Below are 18025 nucleotides of genomic sequence, written 5' to 3' on the forward strand. Positions count from 1 at the left end.
CGACAGGACGCACCATGACACACGCCCCCGATACTTCACCGGCGCCGCTTTCGGCCGGAAACGAACACCCGTTGATCGATATCCCGTTTTCCGCGGTCATCGACGGACGGCGCTACGCAGGCGACGGTCTGTCGCTGACCGAGGCGCAGGTCTCGGGCCTGATAGACCGCCGGATCGACGGCACGGAAAAGATCGTCCACCTGATCTTCGACTTTCCCGGCTTTCAGGTGGCGCTCGTGCCGACCGCGCGGGTCATGGTGGAAGGCGACAATTCCAGCGTGCTGGTCTTCACCGAGCCGACGGGCGATCACTCGCCGCAGCTGCGGCAAATCCTGAATGACTATATCTCGGGTGACCTGACCAGCTCCGGCGGGCTGATCCGCAGCGGATCGCTCGCGCAACCCAAGGGCGGCACCGGAGCGGCGCCGAAACCCGGGTTCCGCAAGCGGCTGCGCAGCGCGTTCGGCACGCTCGTCGTGCTTGCCCTGAGCGTCGCGCTCATCGCGCTGGCCGTCAGCCTGATGCAGGCGCGTCTGTTCACGACCGATATCGCCGCCCCGGGCCGCGTGGTCGCGCAGGGCCAGACGATCCGGGCGACCGCCGACGGTCAGATCAGCTTCATCAACCCCGATGCCGGTCCGGGCGATGTGCTCTTCGCGCTCGACACGGTGGACGGGGAGACGCTTTCGATCGCCATGCCGAGCAAAGGCACCGTCCATCCGATTTCCGTGGCCGAGGGCAGCACCGTTCTTGCCGGCGAGCCGCTCTTCGAGATCTCCGCTCCGGATGCGCCGCTGGTCATCGAGGCGCGCCTGCCGCAGGAGCTTTTGTTCGAAGTGCAGCAGACCGGCGGCGTCAACGTGACCCTGCCTGACGGGACCGAATTCCGTGCGACCCTCGGCGACGGGTTCCGCGCGCCGGGCGCTGTCGGCTCCGACGGGCTGGTGCGCGCCAATCTCGTACCATCGATCGACCTTTCGCCCGACGAGGCGGGGCAGGTCGCCGCGCTCAGCGTCAGCCGCGATGCCTTCGGGGTCGATTGGGGCAGTCTTTCCCGCGACGCGCTCGGAGAAGCGCGCGCCTTTACCCGTAGTATCAAAGCAATTGGAGACCAGTCATGAATAGTGTCGTTAATCCCGTAGTTCTGTCTGGAGGGATGGGGACCCGCTTGTGGCCGATGTCCCGCGTCGCCCAGCCCAAGCAATTCCAGTCCATCGACGGCAATGGCGGTCCGACGTTCCTGCAAAGCACCGTGGCGCGCCATCTCGATGACGATTTCGCTGACCCGTTGCTGGTCGCCGCCGCCTCCGAGGAGGGTCTGGTGCGCGATCAGCTGGCCGAGATCGGCGTCACCGGGCGCTTTCTGGGGGAGCCGATGGGCCGCAATACCGGTCCCGCGGTTCTCGCCGCTGCCCTGACGCTGGCGGAAGAGGATCCCGAGGCGCTGCTTCTGGTCCTGCCGTCCGATCACAAGATCGAAGGCGACATGAACACGGTGGTAAAGCAGATGCGCGAGGGCGCGCAGCAGGGCCGGATCGTGCTGTTCGGCGTGGTGCCGAAATATGCCGAGACCGGGTTCGGCTATATCTCCGGCGGCGCGCTGGTCGATGGCCAGGAAGGCCTCCACGAGGTCACCAGTTTCATCGAGAAGCCCGAATTGGAGAAAGCCCAAAGGCTCGTCGCATCGGGCGACACGTTCTGGGCGTCGGGCATCAGCCTGATGCGCGCTGACGTCCTGATCGAGGAATTCGAGAAATACGACCCGGCGACGCTGGCCGCCGTTCTGGCCGCGCTCGACGGCGCGAAAAAGACCGAAACCGGCCTCTGCCTCGACGGCGCGCATTTCGCCGAGGCCGCGAACGAGCCGACCGAACGGCTGATCTTCGAACGCTCCGACCGCGTCGCCGTCGCCCCGGTCGAGGTTGACTGGGACGACGTGGGGGCCTGGACCGCGATCCATTCGATCAGCCCCAAGGGCGAAGACGGCAACGTTTCGACCGGACAGGCCCTGACCCTCGACTGCCGCAACTCGCTGATCCGCGCGGGCGACAAGCTGGTCACCGTGATCGGCATGGAGGACGTGATCGTCGTCGACACGCCCGACGCGCTCCTCGTGACCAATCACAGCAACGCCCAGAAGGTGAAAGACGCCGTCGCCGAGCTCAAGGCCCAGAACCGCAGCGAAGTGGCGCGCCATCCCGAGGTCGCAACCGAAGATATCGGGCAGGGCGGCGAGGCCTTCCCCGCCGTGTCGCGTCTCACCCTCGACGCGGGCGAGACCGCGACCTTCCGCGGGCCGACCCCGGGTGGAAAGCTGCTCGCTGTGTCGAGCGGTCGCGGCCACTGGAAGAACGGCGGGCCGACCCATGCCTGCAGCCAGGGTCATAGCATCAACGTAAGCCCCGGCTCGTCGGTCGAGGTCTGGAACACCGGCGACGGGGCGCTGAGCCTTTACGAAATCGACCTCTCGGAAGACGAGGCCGAAGAGACATCGAAGGGAACGCGCGATGCACGTGAGTGAACACCTGCGTTGCCTTGGCCTGTCCTGCGGGCTGGCGCTGGCGCTCACCGCGCCGGCGGCTGCTCAGCAGGCGGTCAGCGCGTCGGTGTCCAACGTGCGCCTGGCGCTGACCCAGCTTGCCGCCGGGGCCGGGGTCGAAATCGACACGGAGCTTCTGGGCGATACGCCGGGCGGCGGCTCGGCGATCTACCTCAACCAGGGCGATGTGACCTTGGCCATGCTCGACGACCTGCTGGCGGATTCCGGCCATCCCGATGCGCTGATCCGCAAGGATGACCGGTTTGTGGCCTCGATGCCCATCGTGGTGCTGAAAGGCGCGTCGCTTTCGCTGTCCGAGGGCGATCGGCTGGACCTTTCGCGTCGCGAGGGCAGCTACCTGATCTCTTTCGGCGCGCTCGACGTCGATCACGCCACCATCGCCGCGGGCCCCGACGTGCATCCCGATATTGCGGGGTTCCGCCCCTTTGTCGCAGCGCTCGGACCGCAGAGCCTGTCGCTGAAAGATGCCACGCTGACCGGCCTCGGCTATGGCGACCGGGCCTATAGCGCCGGGCTGTTTCTCGGCGGGCGCGGGTTGCTCAGTTTCGGCAGCCCGGCCGCGATGACCGGGAACAGTTTCACTGATCTGCGCGGCGTCGTCCTGCAGGATCTCGACGGGGTGAACCTCACCGATACCGAGATCGCCGACGCGCGGGGCAGCGGCCTGATGCTGCGCGATATCGACGGGGGCACGATCACCGATCTGACCGTCCGCGATACCGGGGGCGAGCAGGCGCTGCACCTTTCGGGCGTCTCCGACATGCGGCTCGTCAATGTCGCGCTCGATGGCGGGCAGGGCAAGGGCATGCGCGTGGATGACAACAGCCGCGCGCTTCAGCTTCGCGATGTCGCCGTGCGGGGCTTCGACGGTTCCGGCGCGACGATGGCGCAAGGCGCGACCTGCGTTCTCTTCGACCGGATCGAGGTCTCGGGAAATAAAGGCGCCGGCTTCGCCGAGCGCGGGGCGGGCACGACGATCTTCAACGAGAGCCGGTTTGCCGACAATAGAGGCCCCGGACTGATGATCGACCGCCAGCGCCCCGAAACGCGGGTGCTGATCACCGACAGCCGCTTTGCGGGCAACCGGATGGGCATCCGCGCGACCGGCCTTGCCGACCTGCGCCTGCATGACAACGATTTCACGGATCAGCGCCCCCGGCTTCTGTCGGGCGATCTCGACGCGCTGACGCCCGATTTCCTGCGCGCGAGCGCTGATGGCGGTGCGGGGGATCTCAGCGTCACCGGCGTGCGCGCGCTCGATCCCGCACCTCTGCGCCGCGATGCCGCGCGCGCAGCTTTTGACACCTGTTCCGGAGAGGGCGCTACCTGATGGTCTTTTCATCCGAAACCTTTTTGTTTCTCTTCCTGCCTCTGGCGCTCGCGCTCTATTATCTGACGCCGAGCCGCTGGAAGTCGCTGACGCTGCTCGCGGTCTCCTACGTGTTCTATGCGTGGTGGCGGGTGGATTTCCTGCTGCTGCTCGTCGGCACCACCGCCTGGACCTGGCTCACCGGCCGGGCGATCCGCCATGCCGCGAATGTGCGGATGGCGAAGATATGGACCGGCATCGGCGTCGCCGGCTGCCTCGCCGTTCTGGGTTTCTTCAAGTATTTCAATTTCTTCATCGACAGCCTGACCGCGCTGTTCGGGACCACGCCCGATGCCATCGGCGTGCATTGGCAGATCCTTCTGCCGATCGGCGTCTCGTTCTACGTGTTCCAGTCGGTGAGCTATATCGTCGATACCTATCGCGGCGATGCGCCCGATGACGTGCACCCGCTCGACTTTGCGGCCTTCATCGCGCTCTTCCCGCAGCTCATTGCCGGGCCGATCCTGCGCTACAAGGATCTCGCGCATCAGTTCCGGCACCGCACCCACTCGGTCGAGATGTTCTCGGACGGCATGATGCGCTTCTTCGTCGGACTGGCGAAGAAGGTGCTGCTGGCCGATGCGGTGGCCCCGCTGGCCGATCTCGCCTTCTCGACGCCCGATCCGTCGCTGACGCTGTCATGGGGCGGGGCGATCGCCTACATGATGCAGCTCTACTTCGACTTCTCGGGCTATTCCGACATGGCGATCGGGCTGGGCATGATGCTGGGCTTCCGCTTCATCGAGAATTTCGACACGCCCTATATTTCGCGCTCGATCACCGAGTTCTGGCGGCGCTGGCACATCTCGCTGTCGGTCTGGCTGCGCGACTATCTCTACATTCCGCTCGGCGGCAACCGCATCGGCCCGGCACGCACTTACGTCAACCTGATGACGGTGATGGTGCTGGGTGGCTTGTGGCACGGCGCGGCCTGGACCTTCGTGATCTGGGGCACCTGGCACGGCGGCTGGCTGATGTGGGAACGCTATTCCGGCTGGGTCAAGTCGCGCTCCACCGCGGCGCTGCTGCGCACGCTTCTGGTCGTGCTCATCGGCTGGGTGATCTTCCGCGCCACCTCGATCGTCGAGGCGGGACAGGTCTTCGCCGGCATGCTGGGGGCCAACGGGATCGGGCTGTCGCCGGATGCCGCCTTCGAGATCACCGGCGAAAGTGTCGCGGTGCTCGTCATCGCGATCGGCGTCGCCATCCTCGAGCCCTGGCTGGCCCGTATGGTCGAGGGCCCGCTCTCGCCGCGCCCTGACGGCACGCTGACCGCCACGAGCGCCATCGTGCCGCCGATGGCCGTCACCGTGCTGGCGACGCTGACCATACTGAAGCTGGCCGAGCAAAGCTTCTCGCCCTTCCTCTATTTCCAATTCTGAAGGACCGGACCCATGCAGATGATGCTGAAAGCCATACGCACCAGCGTGCCGATCCTGTTCCTCGGCTACGCGCTGTTCGTGAACGTGGATATCTTCGAGAAGGGGCTGCCCGGAACGGTCAAGGGCGACTTCGTGAGCGGCAAGGCTGCGACGTCGCTCGGCGCGCTCTACGGAAAGGCGCAGCCGCACCGCAAGACCGCGGTCGGCCTGATCGGGGCTGCGCGCTACGAGCTGATCGGCGAAGGCCGTGACGGCGTGACGGCGGGCGATGACGGTTGGCTCTTCACCGATGAGGAATTCGACCGCGCCACGCCGTCCGAGATCAAGACCGCCGCCGGGGTCGTCGCCGACGTCAAGGCGCAGCTCAACGCGCTGGGGACCAAGCTCGTCGTCGTGCCGGTGCCCGCGAAGATCGACATCTACCGCGACCACGGCGGCGAACAGGCGGGGCAGGCGATGGAGGACCAGTATCGCGCCTTCCGCGCGGCGCTGACCGATGAGGGCGTCACGACCGTCGATACCCGGCCCGCGCTGGCCGATGCCGGGCCCGATCCGGTCTTCCTGACGCGCGACACGCACTGGACCCCGCAGGGGGCTGCGAGGGTGGCCAAGGCCGTGGCGCAATCGGGCAAGATTTCCCATGGCGACACGGTGTTCAAGAAGGTCCCGGCGCGGCCCAAGGAATTCATGGGGGACCTGGTGTCCTTCGTCACCACCGACGATTTCGCGCCGAGCGTGGGGCTTGGCCCCGAGCGGGTGACGCCCTATGTCGCCGAAGAGAAAGGCGCGGAAAAGAAGGGCATCTTCGCCTCCGACGATGCGCCGATCGACACGGTTCTGGTCGGCACGAGCTACAGCGCCAACAAGTCCTGGAGCTTCGTGCCCGCCCTCAAGATCGCGCTGGGGCGCGACATCCTGAACCTCGCCGAGGAAGGCCGCGGCCCGGTCGAACCGATGAACGCGTTCCTGTCCGAGCCGAAACTGGACGATGCGCCGCCCGCGCGGGTGATCTGGGAATTCCCGATCCGCTATCTCGGCGAGCCGAAATACATCGACGGAAAGGAGGCCGGAAATGCGTGATCCGCGTCTTGCGACGACCATGGCGGGCCTGCTCGCGGTCGTTTTGGCCGGACCGGTGTTCGGGCAGGCGGTGATCGACGACCGCGTCACCGAGACCGCCGACCTGCCGACCTGGAAGTTGCAGCACGACCGCAAGCGGATGCTGCACGACCAGCATCTCAGCTTTGCCGAGATGCGCGCGCTCGCGGATGCGGGCGACGGGCTGGCCGCGTTCCGCTATGCCAACCGGCTGATGGCGCTCGACGATCCGAGCGTCGTCGGAGACGCGGCGCTCTATTACGCCTCTGCGGTGTTCACCGGGCGCGACTACGCGTTGGGGCCGCTGATCCGCATCCTCGAGCGGCCCGATCTCGACGTCTCGGACAAGCGGCTCCACCATCTCGAGAACGCGATCCGGACGTTGGCGGTGCAGGGCTACACCAAGGCGCGCGAGGCGCTGACGGGCTTTTACGAGTCCGGCAAGCCCTTCGGCTACCATCCCGAGCGTGCCCGCGACCTGCTGCTAGAGCTGGCCGAGTCCGGCGACGGCGCCGCCGCGATCCAGATCGGCTCCAAGGCCCTGCAGAACCCGGACCTCGTCGCGCCCGAACGTCTGCATTCCATCCTCACCCATGCCGCTTCGGACGCGGATGAACTGGGCACGCGCACGGCCGCAAAGTCGATCCTCGCGCAGCTCGACGCCCGTTCCGACGATACCGAGAAGGAAACGCAATGATACTCCGTTCACTCGCACTTGCCGCCGGGCTGCTGGCCGCCGGGACCGGATCGGCCTTGGCACAGCAGAAGTCGGCCTATGACTGCCACGGGCTCGCCACGGCGGATAACCTGCCGGTTCTCGAAGGCAGCGACGGCTTTTTCTACCGCCTCAACCTCAACATGCGGACCTATCACCCGCTCTCTGCGGCGGCCGCGAAAACCGTGGGCACGCTGTCGCGGGTGCTGGCCGAGAGGGGCACCAAGCTGATCTACGTGCCGATTCCGACCAAGAGCCTCGCGATGCCGGAGCACCTGCCGCCCGAAGCGGCGGATTACGGCTATGACAAGGCGCTCGCCCAGGCCGGGTACAAGGCGTTCCTGTCGCGGCTGGCCGACGCGAATGTCACCGCCATCGACACCGTCGCGGCGATGAATACCTTGCCGGACGATCGCCAGCCTTTCATCGGCCTCGATTTCCACTGGTCGCCGGACGGCGCGCATTCCGTGGCGAAGGCGATCGCCGACACGATTCACCAGACGCCATCGCTCGACGACATGAAAACGACCAAGATCGAGCTGACCTCGACGGGCACCAAGCCGGTCGAATCCGCGCTGCGGCGCCATATTCAGAAATTTTGCCGCGACGGCTTGCCGGTGCCGCGGACCGAACGGTTCAAGGCCACCGAAAAAGGCGGCGGCAGCGGCGACGCGGGCGATATCTTCGCGGCCGACAGCGCCGGTCCGCCGATCGCGCTGGTCGGCACCTCGATGTCCGCCGAGAAGATGTTCAGCTTCGAAGATGCCCTGTCCTACGAGACCCAGGCACAGGTCGCGAACTACTCGGTGACCGGCGGCAACCAGTTCGGCGCGATCACCTCCTACCTGCTGTCGGAGGATTTCCGCGAGAACAAGCCGCGCGTGCTGATCTGGGAAAACCCGATCTACAACAATCTCGGCGGGTTCGGCGAACGCCCCCTGCGCGAGTTGATCGCGGCGGCCGGCGCCGACTGCACGCCGCTCAAGACCGCCAATCCCGACCCGAACGTGCTGACCGCGGACCTGCCCGCCAACAGCTGGACGCCCGAGAGCTATCTCGGTGTCGATACCGGCCGGGCGAACGGTGTGCGCGCCACGCTCAAGTTCTCGAATGACGATGGTCTCACCGGCTCCACGACGATCCAGCGCTCCGAGCGCGTGGGGCCGACCCGTTGGTTTTACGAGTATGCGCGCCCGCTTTGGCGCAAGGACTACACCCATGTGCGCGTCGAACTCGACCAGCCGGCCGAGAAGGACGCCACGCTCTCCACATGTACCTTGAAAGGATCCCAGACATGATGAACAAGCGAACGCTTCTGCTTTCCCTCCCCGTGGCGCTGCTGACCGCGCTGCCCGCGGCCGCGCAGGATGAAGGGCTCTACCCCGAGCCGTCCTCGCCGGATGCCTCCTTCCTGCGCGTGATCGCGCCCGATGCGGATTCGGTGTCGATCGACGGTACGCGGCTCGAGACCTCGGATGCGGGCCTGACCCCCTATGTCGAGGTTTCCCCCGGCGACGTGGACCTCACCGTCGGCGACGAGGAACGCTCCGTCGAGGTGGGCGCCAGCACCCATTACACCATCCTGTCTTCGGTCAAGGACGAACCGATGATCAAGGACGACATAACCGAAAGCCCCGCGCAGGCGGATCTGCTGCTCTACAACCTGAGCGACATGAAGACTTTCGATCTCTATGCAACCGAGGCGAAAACGGCGGCACTGTCCGATGTAGCGCCCGGCACTGAAGGGGCAGTCGGCCTGAAGGCGCCGCTGACCCTGACCTTCGAGCTGCGTCAGGACGGTGAGACGCTCTCGAGCCTCGATCCGCTGGAGCTGCGTCGCGGTACCGCGACCACGGTGATCGTCGGCGCCGACGGCGCGCTGACCGCCACCGACAGCACCTACGCGAACTGAAACTGACACGCCTCGTCCTGGAGAAGATCACCATGTCTCTGACACGCATCCTTTCCGCCATAGCATTGGGCCTGATTGCCCAGACCGGATCGGTCCATGCAAAACCGGTCTCGGTGCCGTTCGATCCTCCCCAGGTCGAGGCTGGCAGCGATACCTGCAGCCCCCGGCCTCCGCAGCACGTCCTGACCGAAAGGTGGAAGGACTATGACGGCGGGCCACTGGGCGACCGCGACGTGAGGCTCATCCGCCGCGACCTGCGGCTGCTGCGCCAGAACGACGCGAAACGCTGGTTCGACGTCATCGAGGCGGCGGACCAGCGCCTGCTAAAGTCCGGAGACGGCTACGACAAGACCAACCTTCTTCTGGACCGCATCGACCTTCTCGTCGCTGCGGGCCGGATGCAGGATCTCGCGGATGAAGGTCTGGTCAAGCGCCTGCTCGACATGGCGCCGGCCGGATCGGCTTCGGTCAAACGCACGGCGGCGGAACTGCTCTATAACGGCACCGGTGTCGCGCGCGATCGCAAGCGGGCCATCGCACTCTGGCGTCAGGCCGCCTATGCGGGCGACAGTAGCTCGCTGCTGCGCATGGTCGAGCTGTCCTACAAGCAGAAGATCGACGACTGGAACATCGCGCCCAACGTGGCCGTGACCATGGCGCTCGGGAACCTGCTGGGCGATCTCGATCCGCTTCTGTGCGACCGCGTGAACCGCATTGCCGCCATCTTCCGCGACGGCGAGGTCGTCGCACCAGATCCGAAGCTGGCCGAGGACTGGTACCGTTTCGCGGCCAGGCTGGGCGGGGCCAACGCCGCCTGGAACCTTGCCGAAATGAACCGCGAGGCGACCGAAGTCGACCGGGACAACGACCTGATGATGAAGAGCCTGCGTCAGGCGGCGGATTTCGATCTGCCCTACGCGATGCTGCGCCTGGGGGGCATCCTCGAACGCGGTGCCCTGACCGAGCGTGATCCCGAAGAAGCCCGCGCGCTTTACGAGGAGGCCGCCGGTTACGGCGACCCAACCGCGCGGATCCGTCTCGTGAACATCGCCCGCGCCCATAAGAACGAGCCCGGCGGGCGGGCGCGTCTTGCGGATGCGCTGGACCGGATGATCGACGCGCCGGGTACCCCCGCCTGGGCCTATGCACAGCGCGGCAATCTCGTCCTCGAACAGCAGGGGCGGTGGGCCGGCGAGGACCGTGCCGCCAAGCTCTACGCCGAGGCGCTGAAGATCGATCCGACGCTCTCGGCGGCCCGGATGCACCTTGCGGAGATCAAGATCCGCGATGCCGACGGCGAGCAGGACCTGCTCAACATCGTCTCGGAGCTGCGTGACGCGGTCTATATCGACGGCAAGACCGAACCGATGCAGGATCTCCAGGCCATTTTCCAGTGCCGGTCACGGGATGCCCCGATCCTCTCGGAGTCGAAATACTGGACGAAGATGGAAGAATTCGCCGGCGACTCGACGGTCGAACTCACTCCGAGCCAGCTCGACGCGGTGAACCCCCAAGACGATCCGCTGACGGTGGCCCGGCTGCAATCGCAGGCGATTAACATGCGCGCGCGCTCGCTGGCCAATTTCCATGACGTGAACCCCGAAGGCGCGGGCGACAAGATGCGTCGGATGACAGAGGCCTCGGGTGGCGCGCTCTACACGGCCGAAGCGAAACTCGCGCTCAATCGCGGCCATGTCGGCGCCGCCGAGGATTTTCTGGCGCAGGCCATCGACGCGGGAGAGACGGGGGCGAAGACGCTCTACCTCTCTGTGCTGGGAAGCCGCACCGAACTCGACAAGACCCAGCGTGAACGGATGATCTCGCTTGCCCGCGACCTTGCGAAGAACGGCAACGGCACCGCGATCGGGGTTCTGATCGATCACGGTATCATGGATTCCGACACGGCATGGCGAACCTATCGCGACGCCATCGCGCGAAACGGGGACGTGAAGGCCATGCTCTTCGCGCTGCCCTATCTCAAGAAGGCCGGCGATGTCGCGACCTACCGGGCCCGCATTCGCAGCACCATCGACTGCACGACGTCCATGGCGCTCGACTATGCACATGTCCTGCGCAAGATCGACGCCAAGGATGGGGCGCATCATTGGCTCAAGATCGCGAGCGCGGTTTCCGAAGGCGACGGGTGGGAAGACGTGGCCGTTGCCGACGCCCTGCGCGAAATGGGGTCGTCCGAGGACGACAAGGCCCGCGCGATGAAGCTTTATCGCGCTGCCGCAGACCGTGGCTATCCCCTTGCGCTGCGCCGGCTTCTGTCGCTGCGCCAGGACGGCAAGATCGAGATGAGCACCGAGAAGACGGCTGCGATGACGGTCCGCCTGCTGAAGATCGCGGCGCCCAAGGACATCGCCGATATCTTCAATTTCCTCGAATATTCGGACCCGAAAGTGCGCGAGATCGTTAACGCGAAGGTAGATCGCCGTGCCCTTTACGCCGAGGCCGCAAAGAAGGGGAATGCCGCGGCACAGCTCGAACTGGCCCGGATCGTGCGCGAAAGCGACGCACCCGACGACACGGCAGAGCGCTACGCCTCGCTGCTGCAAAGCGCGGCAGACGGGGGCAACGCCGACGCGATGTATCTGTTGTCGCAGGCCTATGCCTACGGGGTTGGCGTTGACCAATCCATGGAGCGGTCGCGGAAACTGCTTCTCGCCGCCGCCCGTGCGGGCAACGAAACGGCCGCCGCCACGGCGCGCCTCATTCAGTAACGCGAGACACGAAAGAAGAGTCATGAAACGATTTCTCATCATCGGGGCGCTCGTCGCTGCCTTGCCGGCGCCCGCCCTCTGGGCGCAGGACGCAAGCGACGTCACCTGCATGAACGTGCCAGAGCCCGTCGTCTCTCTCGACTATGGCAGCCGCTACACGGACGACAGCAAGGACCGTTCGGACATCGACAAAGCCTCGAACGCGGCGGTGAACGAGGCGCTGGGCCCGATCGACGATTTCATCGTGGATCTCGCCGGCAAGGCCAACAAGGCCGCCAAGGGCGGGGACGGCGCCGAGGACGCCGCCGCCTGCGTGGTGGACGCGCTTAACGTCTGGGCGAAAGCTGATGCGCTCAGCGATCTTCAGAGCATGAACGCCAATCTCTCCTCCCCGTCGCGCTTCGGCGCGATGGCGCTGGCCTATCTTCAGGCCGAATCCGCGACGGAGGTCGATCCCGACAAGGCGAAAACGATCGAGGACTGGCTGAAGGCGCGGGCGCGTCACACTGCCAAGTGGTTCGACACCGAAGCGCCGGACATGGCGAGTCAGAACAACCTGCGCGCCTGGGCAGGGCTCGCCGCGGCGGCCGTCGGCAATGCTGCGGGCGACGATTACCTCAAGGCCTGGGCCAATACGAGCTTCGCGCTCGTCGCCTGTCAGGCCGACGAGGACGGCGCGCTGAAATGGGAGATGGAGCGCGGTCCCCGCGCGCTGCACTATCAGCTTCACGCCGTCGCCCCGCTCGTAGTCGGCGCGGCGCTTCTGCAAGGTGATGGCTATCCGACCTTCGACATGTGCGACGGCGCGATCCATCGCGCGGTCAAATTCATCCCGGCCGCCTTCGACAACCTCGACATGGTCGCCGAGAAGGCCGGTGAGGAGCAGACCTTCGCCACCGGCGACGAAAAGCTGAAAAGCTTCGAACTGGCTTGGGCCGATGCGTATCTGTCGCTCTTTGACGCGCCGGAAATCGCTTCCTTCGTCGAGGAGTATCGCCCCCTCAGCAATTCCAAGCTCGGCGGTGAACAATCCGCCCTGTGGTAAGCAAGGCGAAGCCGAAGCGAAGGGTCCGCCCTGATGTCCGGACGGGCAGGGCGGACCTCACCGGAGCTTAGCTCCACATCTGTCGCATCGACGCTGCGACGTCGATGGGGGCGGGGGCAGGGCGTTGGGCCGCCCCGCCATGTTGCACCGGCGACCAGTGAACGGACTCGAAATGGTGCAGGATTTCCCGCGGGATGAACCGCGTTCGCATCGCATAGACATGCCGGTCGCCGTTGCGGGTCTGTTGCGTGACGTAGAACCGCAGCGGTAGCCCCAGGGTCAACTGATCCTTCGCCCGCGTCATCGCGACGTAGAGCAGCCGCCGCTCCTCCTCCAATTCGTGGCTCGAACCGGTCCCGAGGTCTGACGGCATGCAGCCGTCGACGGCGTTCAGCAGATGGACCGATTTCCATTCCTGCCCCTTGGCCGAGTGGATGGTCGACAGGATCAGGTAATCCTCGTCCTTGAGTGGCACGCCCGCCTGATCGCTGGTGGCGTCGGGCGGATCGAGCGTGAGGTCGGTCAGGAACGCCTCGGCCGACGGGTAGCCGGTCGCGATCTGTTCGAGTTGCAGCAGATCGGCGCGCCGGGCCTCGGCATCCTCGTGCAGCCGGTCGAGATGCGGGTCGTACCATGCGCGGGCAAGGCCAAGTGCTGCGGGCCATGCCGCCTGCGTGCTCATGGCCTCGACAAAGCCTTCCCAGTCCGCTCCGGCGCGGGCTGGCGGCGCGACATCGGCAAGCGCTGCGCGGGGATCGGGGGCGAGGTCGAGCGCGTCCAGAATGCGCCCCGCCGCCTTGGGCCCGATGCCCGGCATCAGTTGCAGCACCCGGAACCCAGCCACCCGGTCGCGCGGATTGCGTGCCAGCCTCAGGAACGAAAGCAGGTCTTTCACATGCGCGCTGTCGAGGAACTTGAGCCCGCCGAATTTCACGTAAGGCACATTGCGCCGCGTGAGTTCGGCCTCGATCTGCACCGAGTGGCTGGAAGTGCGGAACAGCACCGCCTGCTCCTTGAGCTTCATGCCGGTCTCGCGGTTCTCGAGAATACGATCGACCATGAAACGCGCCTGCTCGGTCTCCGTCTGGACGGTCACCAGCTGAGGTTTCGGCCCCGAAGCGCGCTCGGTCCAGAGATCCTTGGTGAACCGCTCTTTCGCGAGGCCGATGACCGCGTTGGCTGCGGCGAGGATCGGCTGGGTCGAGCGGTAGTTGCGGTCGAGCGTGATGACATCGGCGCGTTGGTCGAAACTGTCGGGAAAATCGAGGATGTTGCGCACGGTGGCAGCCCGGAAGGCATAGATCGACTGGGCGTCATCTCCGACCACGGTCAAGCCGCGCCCGTCCGGTTTCAGCGCCTTCAGGATACGCGCCTGCAGACGGTTGGTGTCCTGATACTCGTCGATCAGAACGTGGTCCCAGGCCCCGCCGATATGCGCGGCAAACCCCGGATCCGCCATGACCTGCGCCCAGGCCAGCAGCAGGTCGTCGTAATCGAGCACGTTCTGCGCCTGCTTGGCCTGCACGTAAGCGCCGAAGAGTTGCTTCAGCTCCTCCTGCCACTGCGCGCACCACGGAAAGCTGTCGCGCAGCACCTCGCCCAGCGGCGTTTCGGCATTCACCGTGCGGGAATAGATCGCAAGGCAGGTGCCCTTGGCGGGAAAGCGGCTTTCGGTTTTCGAAAAGCCCAGCCCGTGACGGCAGAGATTCATCAGATCGGCGCTGTCTTCGCGGTCATGGATCGAGAACTCCGGGTGAAGCCCGATCGACAGCGCATGCTCGCGCAGGATCCGCGCGCCGATGCCGTGGAACGTCCCGGCCCATGTCAGGGCCTCGGCGGCGACAGCTGTACCCATGGCCTGCGCGGTGATCCGTTCCACCCGACGCGTCAGCTCGGTCGCGGCGCGGCGCGAGAAGGTCATCAGCAGGATGCGTCGCGGATCGGCGCCGTTGACCAGCAGATGCGCGACCCGGTGGGCGAGCGTATTGGTCTTGCCCGACCCGGCCCCCGCGATCACCAGAAGCGGCGGCGAGAGCGCCTCGCCGCCGACGCCGAATTCCACCGCGGCCCGCTGGTTGTCGTTCAGCTTGTCGAGATAGCCTGCCTCTGGCATTCCCTGCCCCCCGTTCCGGTCCGTGGGAGAAAGTTAACGGAATAGGAACGAAATGAGAACTTGAAATGTTCGCCTTTCGTGCCGAGCTTGCACGGTGGGCTATCAGCCGCCGACTGAACGCGCGCGGCGCCGGATCACCTGCACCAGCGACATCACGATCAGCCCCGCAGCTGCGATCATGAAAGCCGCGGCGAGCGGGCGCTCGAGAAAGACCATCGGGTCGCCGCGGGCGATGAGCAGGGCGCGGCGCAGGTTGGTCTCGATCAGCGGGCCCAGCACGAAGCCCAGCAGCAGAAGCGCCGGGTTGAACCGGGCCAGCGAGAGCGCGTAGCCCACCAACCCGATCGCGGCGACGGCGAACATGTCGAAGCTGGATCCCCGCACCGAATAGACGCCGAGGCAGACGAAAATCAGGATCGCCGGATAGAGCCAGCGGAACGGGATACGCAGCATCGACACCCAGATGCCGATCAGCGGCAGGTTCAGGATCAGGAGCAGCAGGTTGCCGATGCCGAAGCTCGCGATCAGGCCCCAGAACATGTCGGGCCTCGCATCGAGCATCAGTGGGCCGGGCTGCACGCCGTGAATGACCAGCGCGCCCAGCATCAGCGCCATGATCGGATCGCCCGGGATGCCAAGCGCGAGCGTGGGGACGAAGGCGCTGATCGCGGCGGCGTTGTTGGCGGCCTCGGGCCCCGCGATCCCCTCGATCGCGCCGGTGCCGAACTGCTCGGGACGGCGTGAAATCCGGCGTTCCGCAGCATAGGCGAGGAAGGAGGAGATCGTCGAGCCGGTGCCGGGCAGCGCGCCGAAGAAGCTGCCGAGGCTGGCGCCGCGCAGGGCGGGGAAGGGGATGCGGCGCAGCTCTGCCCGGCTGGGCAACAGCTCGCGCAGCGCGACGCGGGGCGGCACGCCGGTACGCTCGGCGACGTGGATATTGGCGATCACCTCGGCCACCCCGAACAGGCCCATTGCGAGCGCCACGAGGTTGACGCCGTCCATCAGCTCGGTCTGGCCGAAGGTGAAACGTTGAACGCCGGAATTCACATCGGTGCCGATGCAGCCGAGGATCAGCCCCAGCACCACCATCGCCAGCCCCTTGGCGGGGTATTTCGCCCCCACCGTCGAGGCGGCGACGAGGCCGAGGATCATCATCGCGGCATATTCCGCCGCACCGAAGGCGATCGCTGCCCGCGCCAACGCGCCCGACAGCAGGATCAACACGAAGATCCCGATCATCGAGCCGGAAAAGCTGGAGATCATCGAGGTGAAGAGCGCCACGCCCGCGCGGCCGCTCTGGGCCAGCGGATAGCCGTCGAGCGTTGTCACCGCCGATTGTGGAGTCCCGGGCAGGCGTAGCAGGATCGAGGCTACCGCGCCGCCATATTGCGAGCCGTAATAGACCCCGGCCAGCATCACCAGCGCCGCCTCGGGCGACAGGTAATAGGTGATCGGCAGCAGCAGCGAGATCGTCGCCATCGCGCCGATCCCGGGCAGGACGCCCACGAAGGTGCCGAGGAGCACGCCGAACACGCAATAGATCAGCACGTCGGGTTGCGCCGCGACGCTCAGCCCGTGAAGGAACCCGTCCCAACCGCTCATAGCCAGATGCCTCTCATCGTCCCGGCCAGAGCGGGACGGTCATTTTCAATCCGAAGGAGAACACCGCGACCGACAGGAGCGTGACGACGAGCGCGAGCGCGATGCGCCAGCCGATCCGGCGGTCGGGAGCGGCCAGCGTCGCGATCAGTACGCTGGCCAACGTCACCGGCACCAGCCCCACGCGGTCGAGGCCCGCGGCAAAGACGAGGATCGCCGCCAGCACCGCGAAACATTCCTTCCACGCGATGCGGATCGCCTCACCACGCCGGGCGAGGGCGGGTAGGGCGATCATCACCCCCAAGACCGCCAGCACGCCGCCAAGAAGCGCCGGGAAGAACCCCGGTCCCATCCGGCGCAGCGAGCCGATCTCGTAGTGATCCACCGCGTAGAGGGTGACGAAGAGGCCGATGGCGGCCAGAAGGACGCCACCCGCCAAATCAGGAATGTCGCGCTTCATCGATCAGTTCTTCGCGTCGATCCGGTCGAGCACCGCGCCCCAGACCTTGGTGTCCTCGGCGATGCGCTGTTTCAGATCTTCGGGCGAGCCGCCCGCCGCCTGCCAGCCCATGTCCAGCAGCCGCTTCTGCACGGCGTCATCCGCGAGGATCGCGTTGATATCGGTGTTGAGCGTGTCGATGATCGCAGGATCCGTCCCTGCGGGGGCGATGAAGGCGTTCCACAGCTCGGCGCGGAAATCGTCGGGCAGACCGGCCTGACCCGCCATGACCGGGACGCCCGGGGCCTGCGCGAAGGGCTTCTCGGAGGTGATGCCGAGGATCTTCAGCTTGCCCGCCTCGACATATTGCATCGCAGCCGAGGGCGCCATGAAGCCGCAATCGATCTCGTGCGCGATGATCGCGGTGGTGACCTCGGCATAGGAGGTGAAGGGGATATGCAGCATCTCGACGCCGGCGCGGTCGGAGAACAGCTCTGCTGTCAGATGCGCGCCCGAGCCCTTGCCGACCGAGCCGTAGGCCAGCGCCTCGGGCTCTTTCCCGGCGGCTTTCACGAAGCCCGCGAGATCGTCGGCGGGGAAATCGGCAGCCACGACAAGCACCAGCGGCGAGGTCGCGATCAGCGTGACCGGCGCGATATCCTTGGCGACGTCATAGCCGAGATTCGGCGTCAGACGCGGTGCGGTGGTCAGCGGGCCGTTGATCGTGGTGGCGAAGGTGTTCTTCTGATCCTGCGCGTTCAGCATCTGCTGGATGCCGATCACGCCGCCCGCGCCGGGCTTGTTCTCGATCACGATGGGCTGGCCCAGCTTGTCGGCCAGTGGCTCGGTCACGATCCGTGCCAGCAGGTCGGGCGAAGAGCCCGCGGGGAAGCCCACGAATACGTGCTGCGGCTGGCTCGGCCAGTTGGCATTCTGCGCCAGAGCGGGCTTGCAAAGCGAAACAGCGGCAGCGCCCAAAAGGGCCGCGCGACGCGAAATGAACATGGTAGAGCCTCCCGGAGTCATATTTGGCAAAAATGCCCGTAATCGCGCGCAAGATTGCGGAA

At 66.1% G+C, this 18025-nt stretch carries 14 protein-coding genes; 10 read left to right on the top strand and 4 right to left on the bottom strand.

The annotated features are described in order from the left end of the window. Positions 1-14 precede the first annotated feature (14 nt). Genes B6V72_RS00300 through B6V72_RS00345 form a run of 10 tightly spaced genes read left to right on the top strand, consistent with a single transcriptional unit; the run spans position 15 to position 12807 of the window. Complete coding sequence (locus B6V72_RS00300; RefSeq protein WP_077701258.1) at positions 15-1121, top strand: HlyD family efflux transporter periplasmic adaptor subunit; 1107 nt, start codon at positions 15-17, stop codon at positions 1119-1121. Next, entirely contained in the window at positions 1118-2521 is a 1404-nt protein-coding gene (locus tag B6V72_RS00305; protein WP_077701257.1) for a sugar phosphate nucleotidyltransferase, read from the top strand. Before B6V72_RS00300 ends, B6V72_RS00305 begins: the two co-directional genes overlap by 4 nt. Beyond that, complete coding sequence (locus tag B6V72_RS00310) at positions 2508-3890, top strand: right-handed parallel beta-helix repeat-containing protein (RefSeq protein ID WP_088734119.1); 1383 nt, start codon at positions 2508-2510, stop codon at positions 3888-3890. The genes B6V72_RS00305 and B6V72_RS00310 overlap by 14 nt, the downstream gene beginning before the upstream one ends. Next, complete coding sequence (locus tag B6V72_RS00315) at positions 3890-5311, top strand: MBOAT family protein (RefSeq protein ID WP_088718388.1); 1422 nt, start codon at positions 3890-3892, stop codon at positions 5309-5311. The genes B6V72_RS00310 and B6V72_RS00315 overlap by 1 nt, the downstream gene beginning before the upstream one ends. 12 nt (positions 5312-5323) lie before the next feature. Further along, a complete protein-coding gene (locus tag B6V72_RS00320; protein ID WP_088734121.1) occupies positions 5324-6391 on the top strand; it encodes a hypothetical protein in 1068 nt (355 codons plus the stop codon). After that, complete coding sequence (locus B6V72_RS00325; RefSeq protein ID WP_075777057.1) at positions 6384-7106, top strand: hypothetical protein; 723 nt, start codon at positions 6384-6386, stop codon at positions 7104-7106. Before B6V72_RS00320 ends, B6V72_RS00325 begins: the two co-directional genes overlap by 8 nt. Then, entirely contained in the window at positions 7103-8422 is a 1320-nt protein-coding gene (locus B6V72_RS00330; protein WP_075777058.1) for a hypothetical protein, read from the top strand. Before B6V72_RS00325 ends, B6V72_RS00330 begins: the two co-directional genes overlap by 4 nt. Continuing rightward, positions 8419-9036, top strand: a complete 618-nt coding sequence (locus B6V72_RS00335; RefSeq protein ID WP_075777059.1) for an alginate O-acetyltransferase AlgF — start codon at positions 8419-8421, stop codon at positions 9034-9036. Before B6V72_RS00330 ends, B6V72_RS00335 begins: the two co-directional genes overlap by 4 nt. A gap of 32 nt (positions 9037-9068) precedes the next feature. Next, positions 9069-11762, top strand: a complete 2694-nt coding sequence (locus B6V72_RS00340) for an SEL1-like repeat protein (RefSeq protein WP_088726366.1) — start codon at positions 9069-9071, stop codon at positions 11760-11762. Positions 11763-11784: 22 nt separating this feature from the next. Beyond that, on the top strand, positions 11785-12807 hold the full coding sequence (locus B6V72_RS00345) for an alginate lyase family protein (RefSeq protein WP_168172985.1): 1023 nt from the start codon (positions 11785-11787) through the stop codon (positions 12805-12807). Between the two features lie 67 nt (positions 12808-12874). On the opposite strand, the gene B6V72_RS00350 is transcribed toward B6V72_RS00345, so the two are convergent. From B6V72_RS00350 to B6V72_RS00365, 4 genes are all read right to left on the bottom strand, one after another. After that, positions 12875-14920, bottom strand: a complete 2046-nt coding sequence (locus B6V72_RS00350) for an ATP-dependent helicase (protein WP_088734125.1) — start codon at positions 14918-14920, stop codon at positions 12875-12877. A gap of 102 nt (positions 14921-15022) precedes the next feature. Further along, positions 15023-16522 carry a tripartite tricarboxylate transporter permease gene (locus tag B6V72_RS00355; protein WP_088734127.1) on the bottom strand — a complete coding sequence of 500 codons (1500 nt, stop codon included), beginning with the start codon at positions 16520-16522 and terminating at the stop codon, positions 15023-15025. Between the two features lie 13 nt (positions 16523-16535). Beyond that, positions 16536-16979 carry a tripartite tricarboxylate transporter TctB family protein gene (locus B6V72_RS00360; protein ID WP_088734129.1) on the bottom strand — a complete coding sequence of 148 codons (444 nt, stop codon included), beginning with the start codon at positions 16977-16979 and terminating at the stop codon, positions 16536-16538. A gap of 3 nt (positions 16980-16982) precedes the next feature. Then, positions 16983-17963 (bottom strand): tripartite tricarboxylate transporter substrate binding protein, encoded by a 981-nt coding sequence (locus B6V72_RS00365; RefSeq protein WP_168172986.1) that lies wholly within the window; start codon positions 17961-17963, stop codon positions 16983-16985. Positions 17964-18025 lie beyond the last annotated feature (62 nt).

It is taken from the genome of Thioclava sp. F34-6, assembly GCF_002213235.1.
Taxonomy (GTDB): Bacteria; Pseudomonadota; Alphaproteobacteria; order Rhodobacterales; family Rhodobacteraceae; genus Thioclava; species Thioclava nitratireducens.

Bases quoted from the DNA above. Each gene is read 5' to 3' on its own strand.
- B6V72_RS00330 (WP_075777058.1), top strand. From the start codon at position 7,103: ATGATACTCCGTTCACTCGCACTTGCCGCCGGGCTGCTGGCCGCCGGG.
- B6V72_RS00310 (WP_088734119.1), top strand. From the start codon at position 2,508: ATGCACGTGAGTGAACACCTGCGTTGCCTTGGCCTGTCCTGCGGGCTG.
- B6V72_RS00345 (WP_168172985.1), top strand. From the start codon at position 11,785: ATGAAACGATTTCTCATCATCGGGGCGCTCGTCGCTGCCTTGCCGGCG.
- B6V72_RS00360 (WP_088734129.1), bottom strand. From the start codon at position 16,979: ATGAAGCGCGACATTCCTGATTTGGCGGGTGGCGTCCTTCTGGCCGCC.
- B6V72_RS00300 (WP_077701258.1), top strand. From the start codon at position 15: ATGACACACGCCCCCGATACTTCACCGGCGCCGCTTTCGGCCGGAAAC.
- B6V72_RS00320 (WP_088734121.1), top strand. From the start codon at position 5,324: ATGCAGATGATGCTGAAAGCCATACGCACCAGCGTGCCGATCCTGTTC.
- B6V72_RS00355 (WP_088734127.1), bottom strand. From the start codon at position 16,522: ATGAGCGGTTGGGACGGGTTCCTTCACGGGCTGAGCGTCGCGGCGCAA.
- B6V72_RS00325 (WP_075777057.1), top strand. From the start codon at position 6,384: ATGCGTGATCCGCGTCTTGCGACGACCATGGCGGGCCTGCTCGCGGTC.
- B6V72_RS00350 (WP_088734125.1), bottom strand. From the start codon at position 14,920: ATGCCAGAGGCAGGCTATCTCGACAAGCTGAACGACAACCAGCGGGCC.
- B6V72_RS00365 (WP_168172986.1), bottom strand. From the start codon at position 17,963: ATGTTCATTTCGCGTCGCGCGGCCCTTTTGGGCGCTGCCGCTGTTTCG.
- B6V72_RS00335 (WP_075777059.1), top strand. From the start codon at position 8,419: ATGATGAACAAGCGAACGCTTCTGCTTTCCCTCCCCGTGGCGCTGCTG.
- B6V72_RS00340 (WP_088726366.1), top strand. From the start codon at position 9,069: ATGTCTCTGACACGCATCCTTTCCGCCATAGCATTGGGCCTGATTGCC.
- B6V72_RS00305 (WP_077701257.1), top strand. From the start codon at position 1,118: ATGAATAGTGTCGTTAATCCCGTAGTTCTGTCTGGAGGGATGGGGACC.
- B6V72_RS00315 (WP_088718388.1), top strand. From the start codon at position 3,890: ATGGTCTTTTCATCCGAAACCTTTTTGTTTCTCTTCCTGCCTCTGGCG.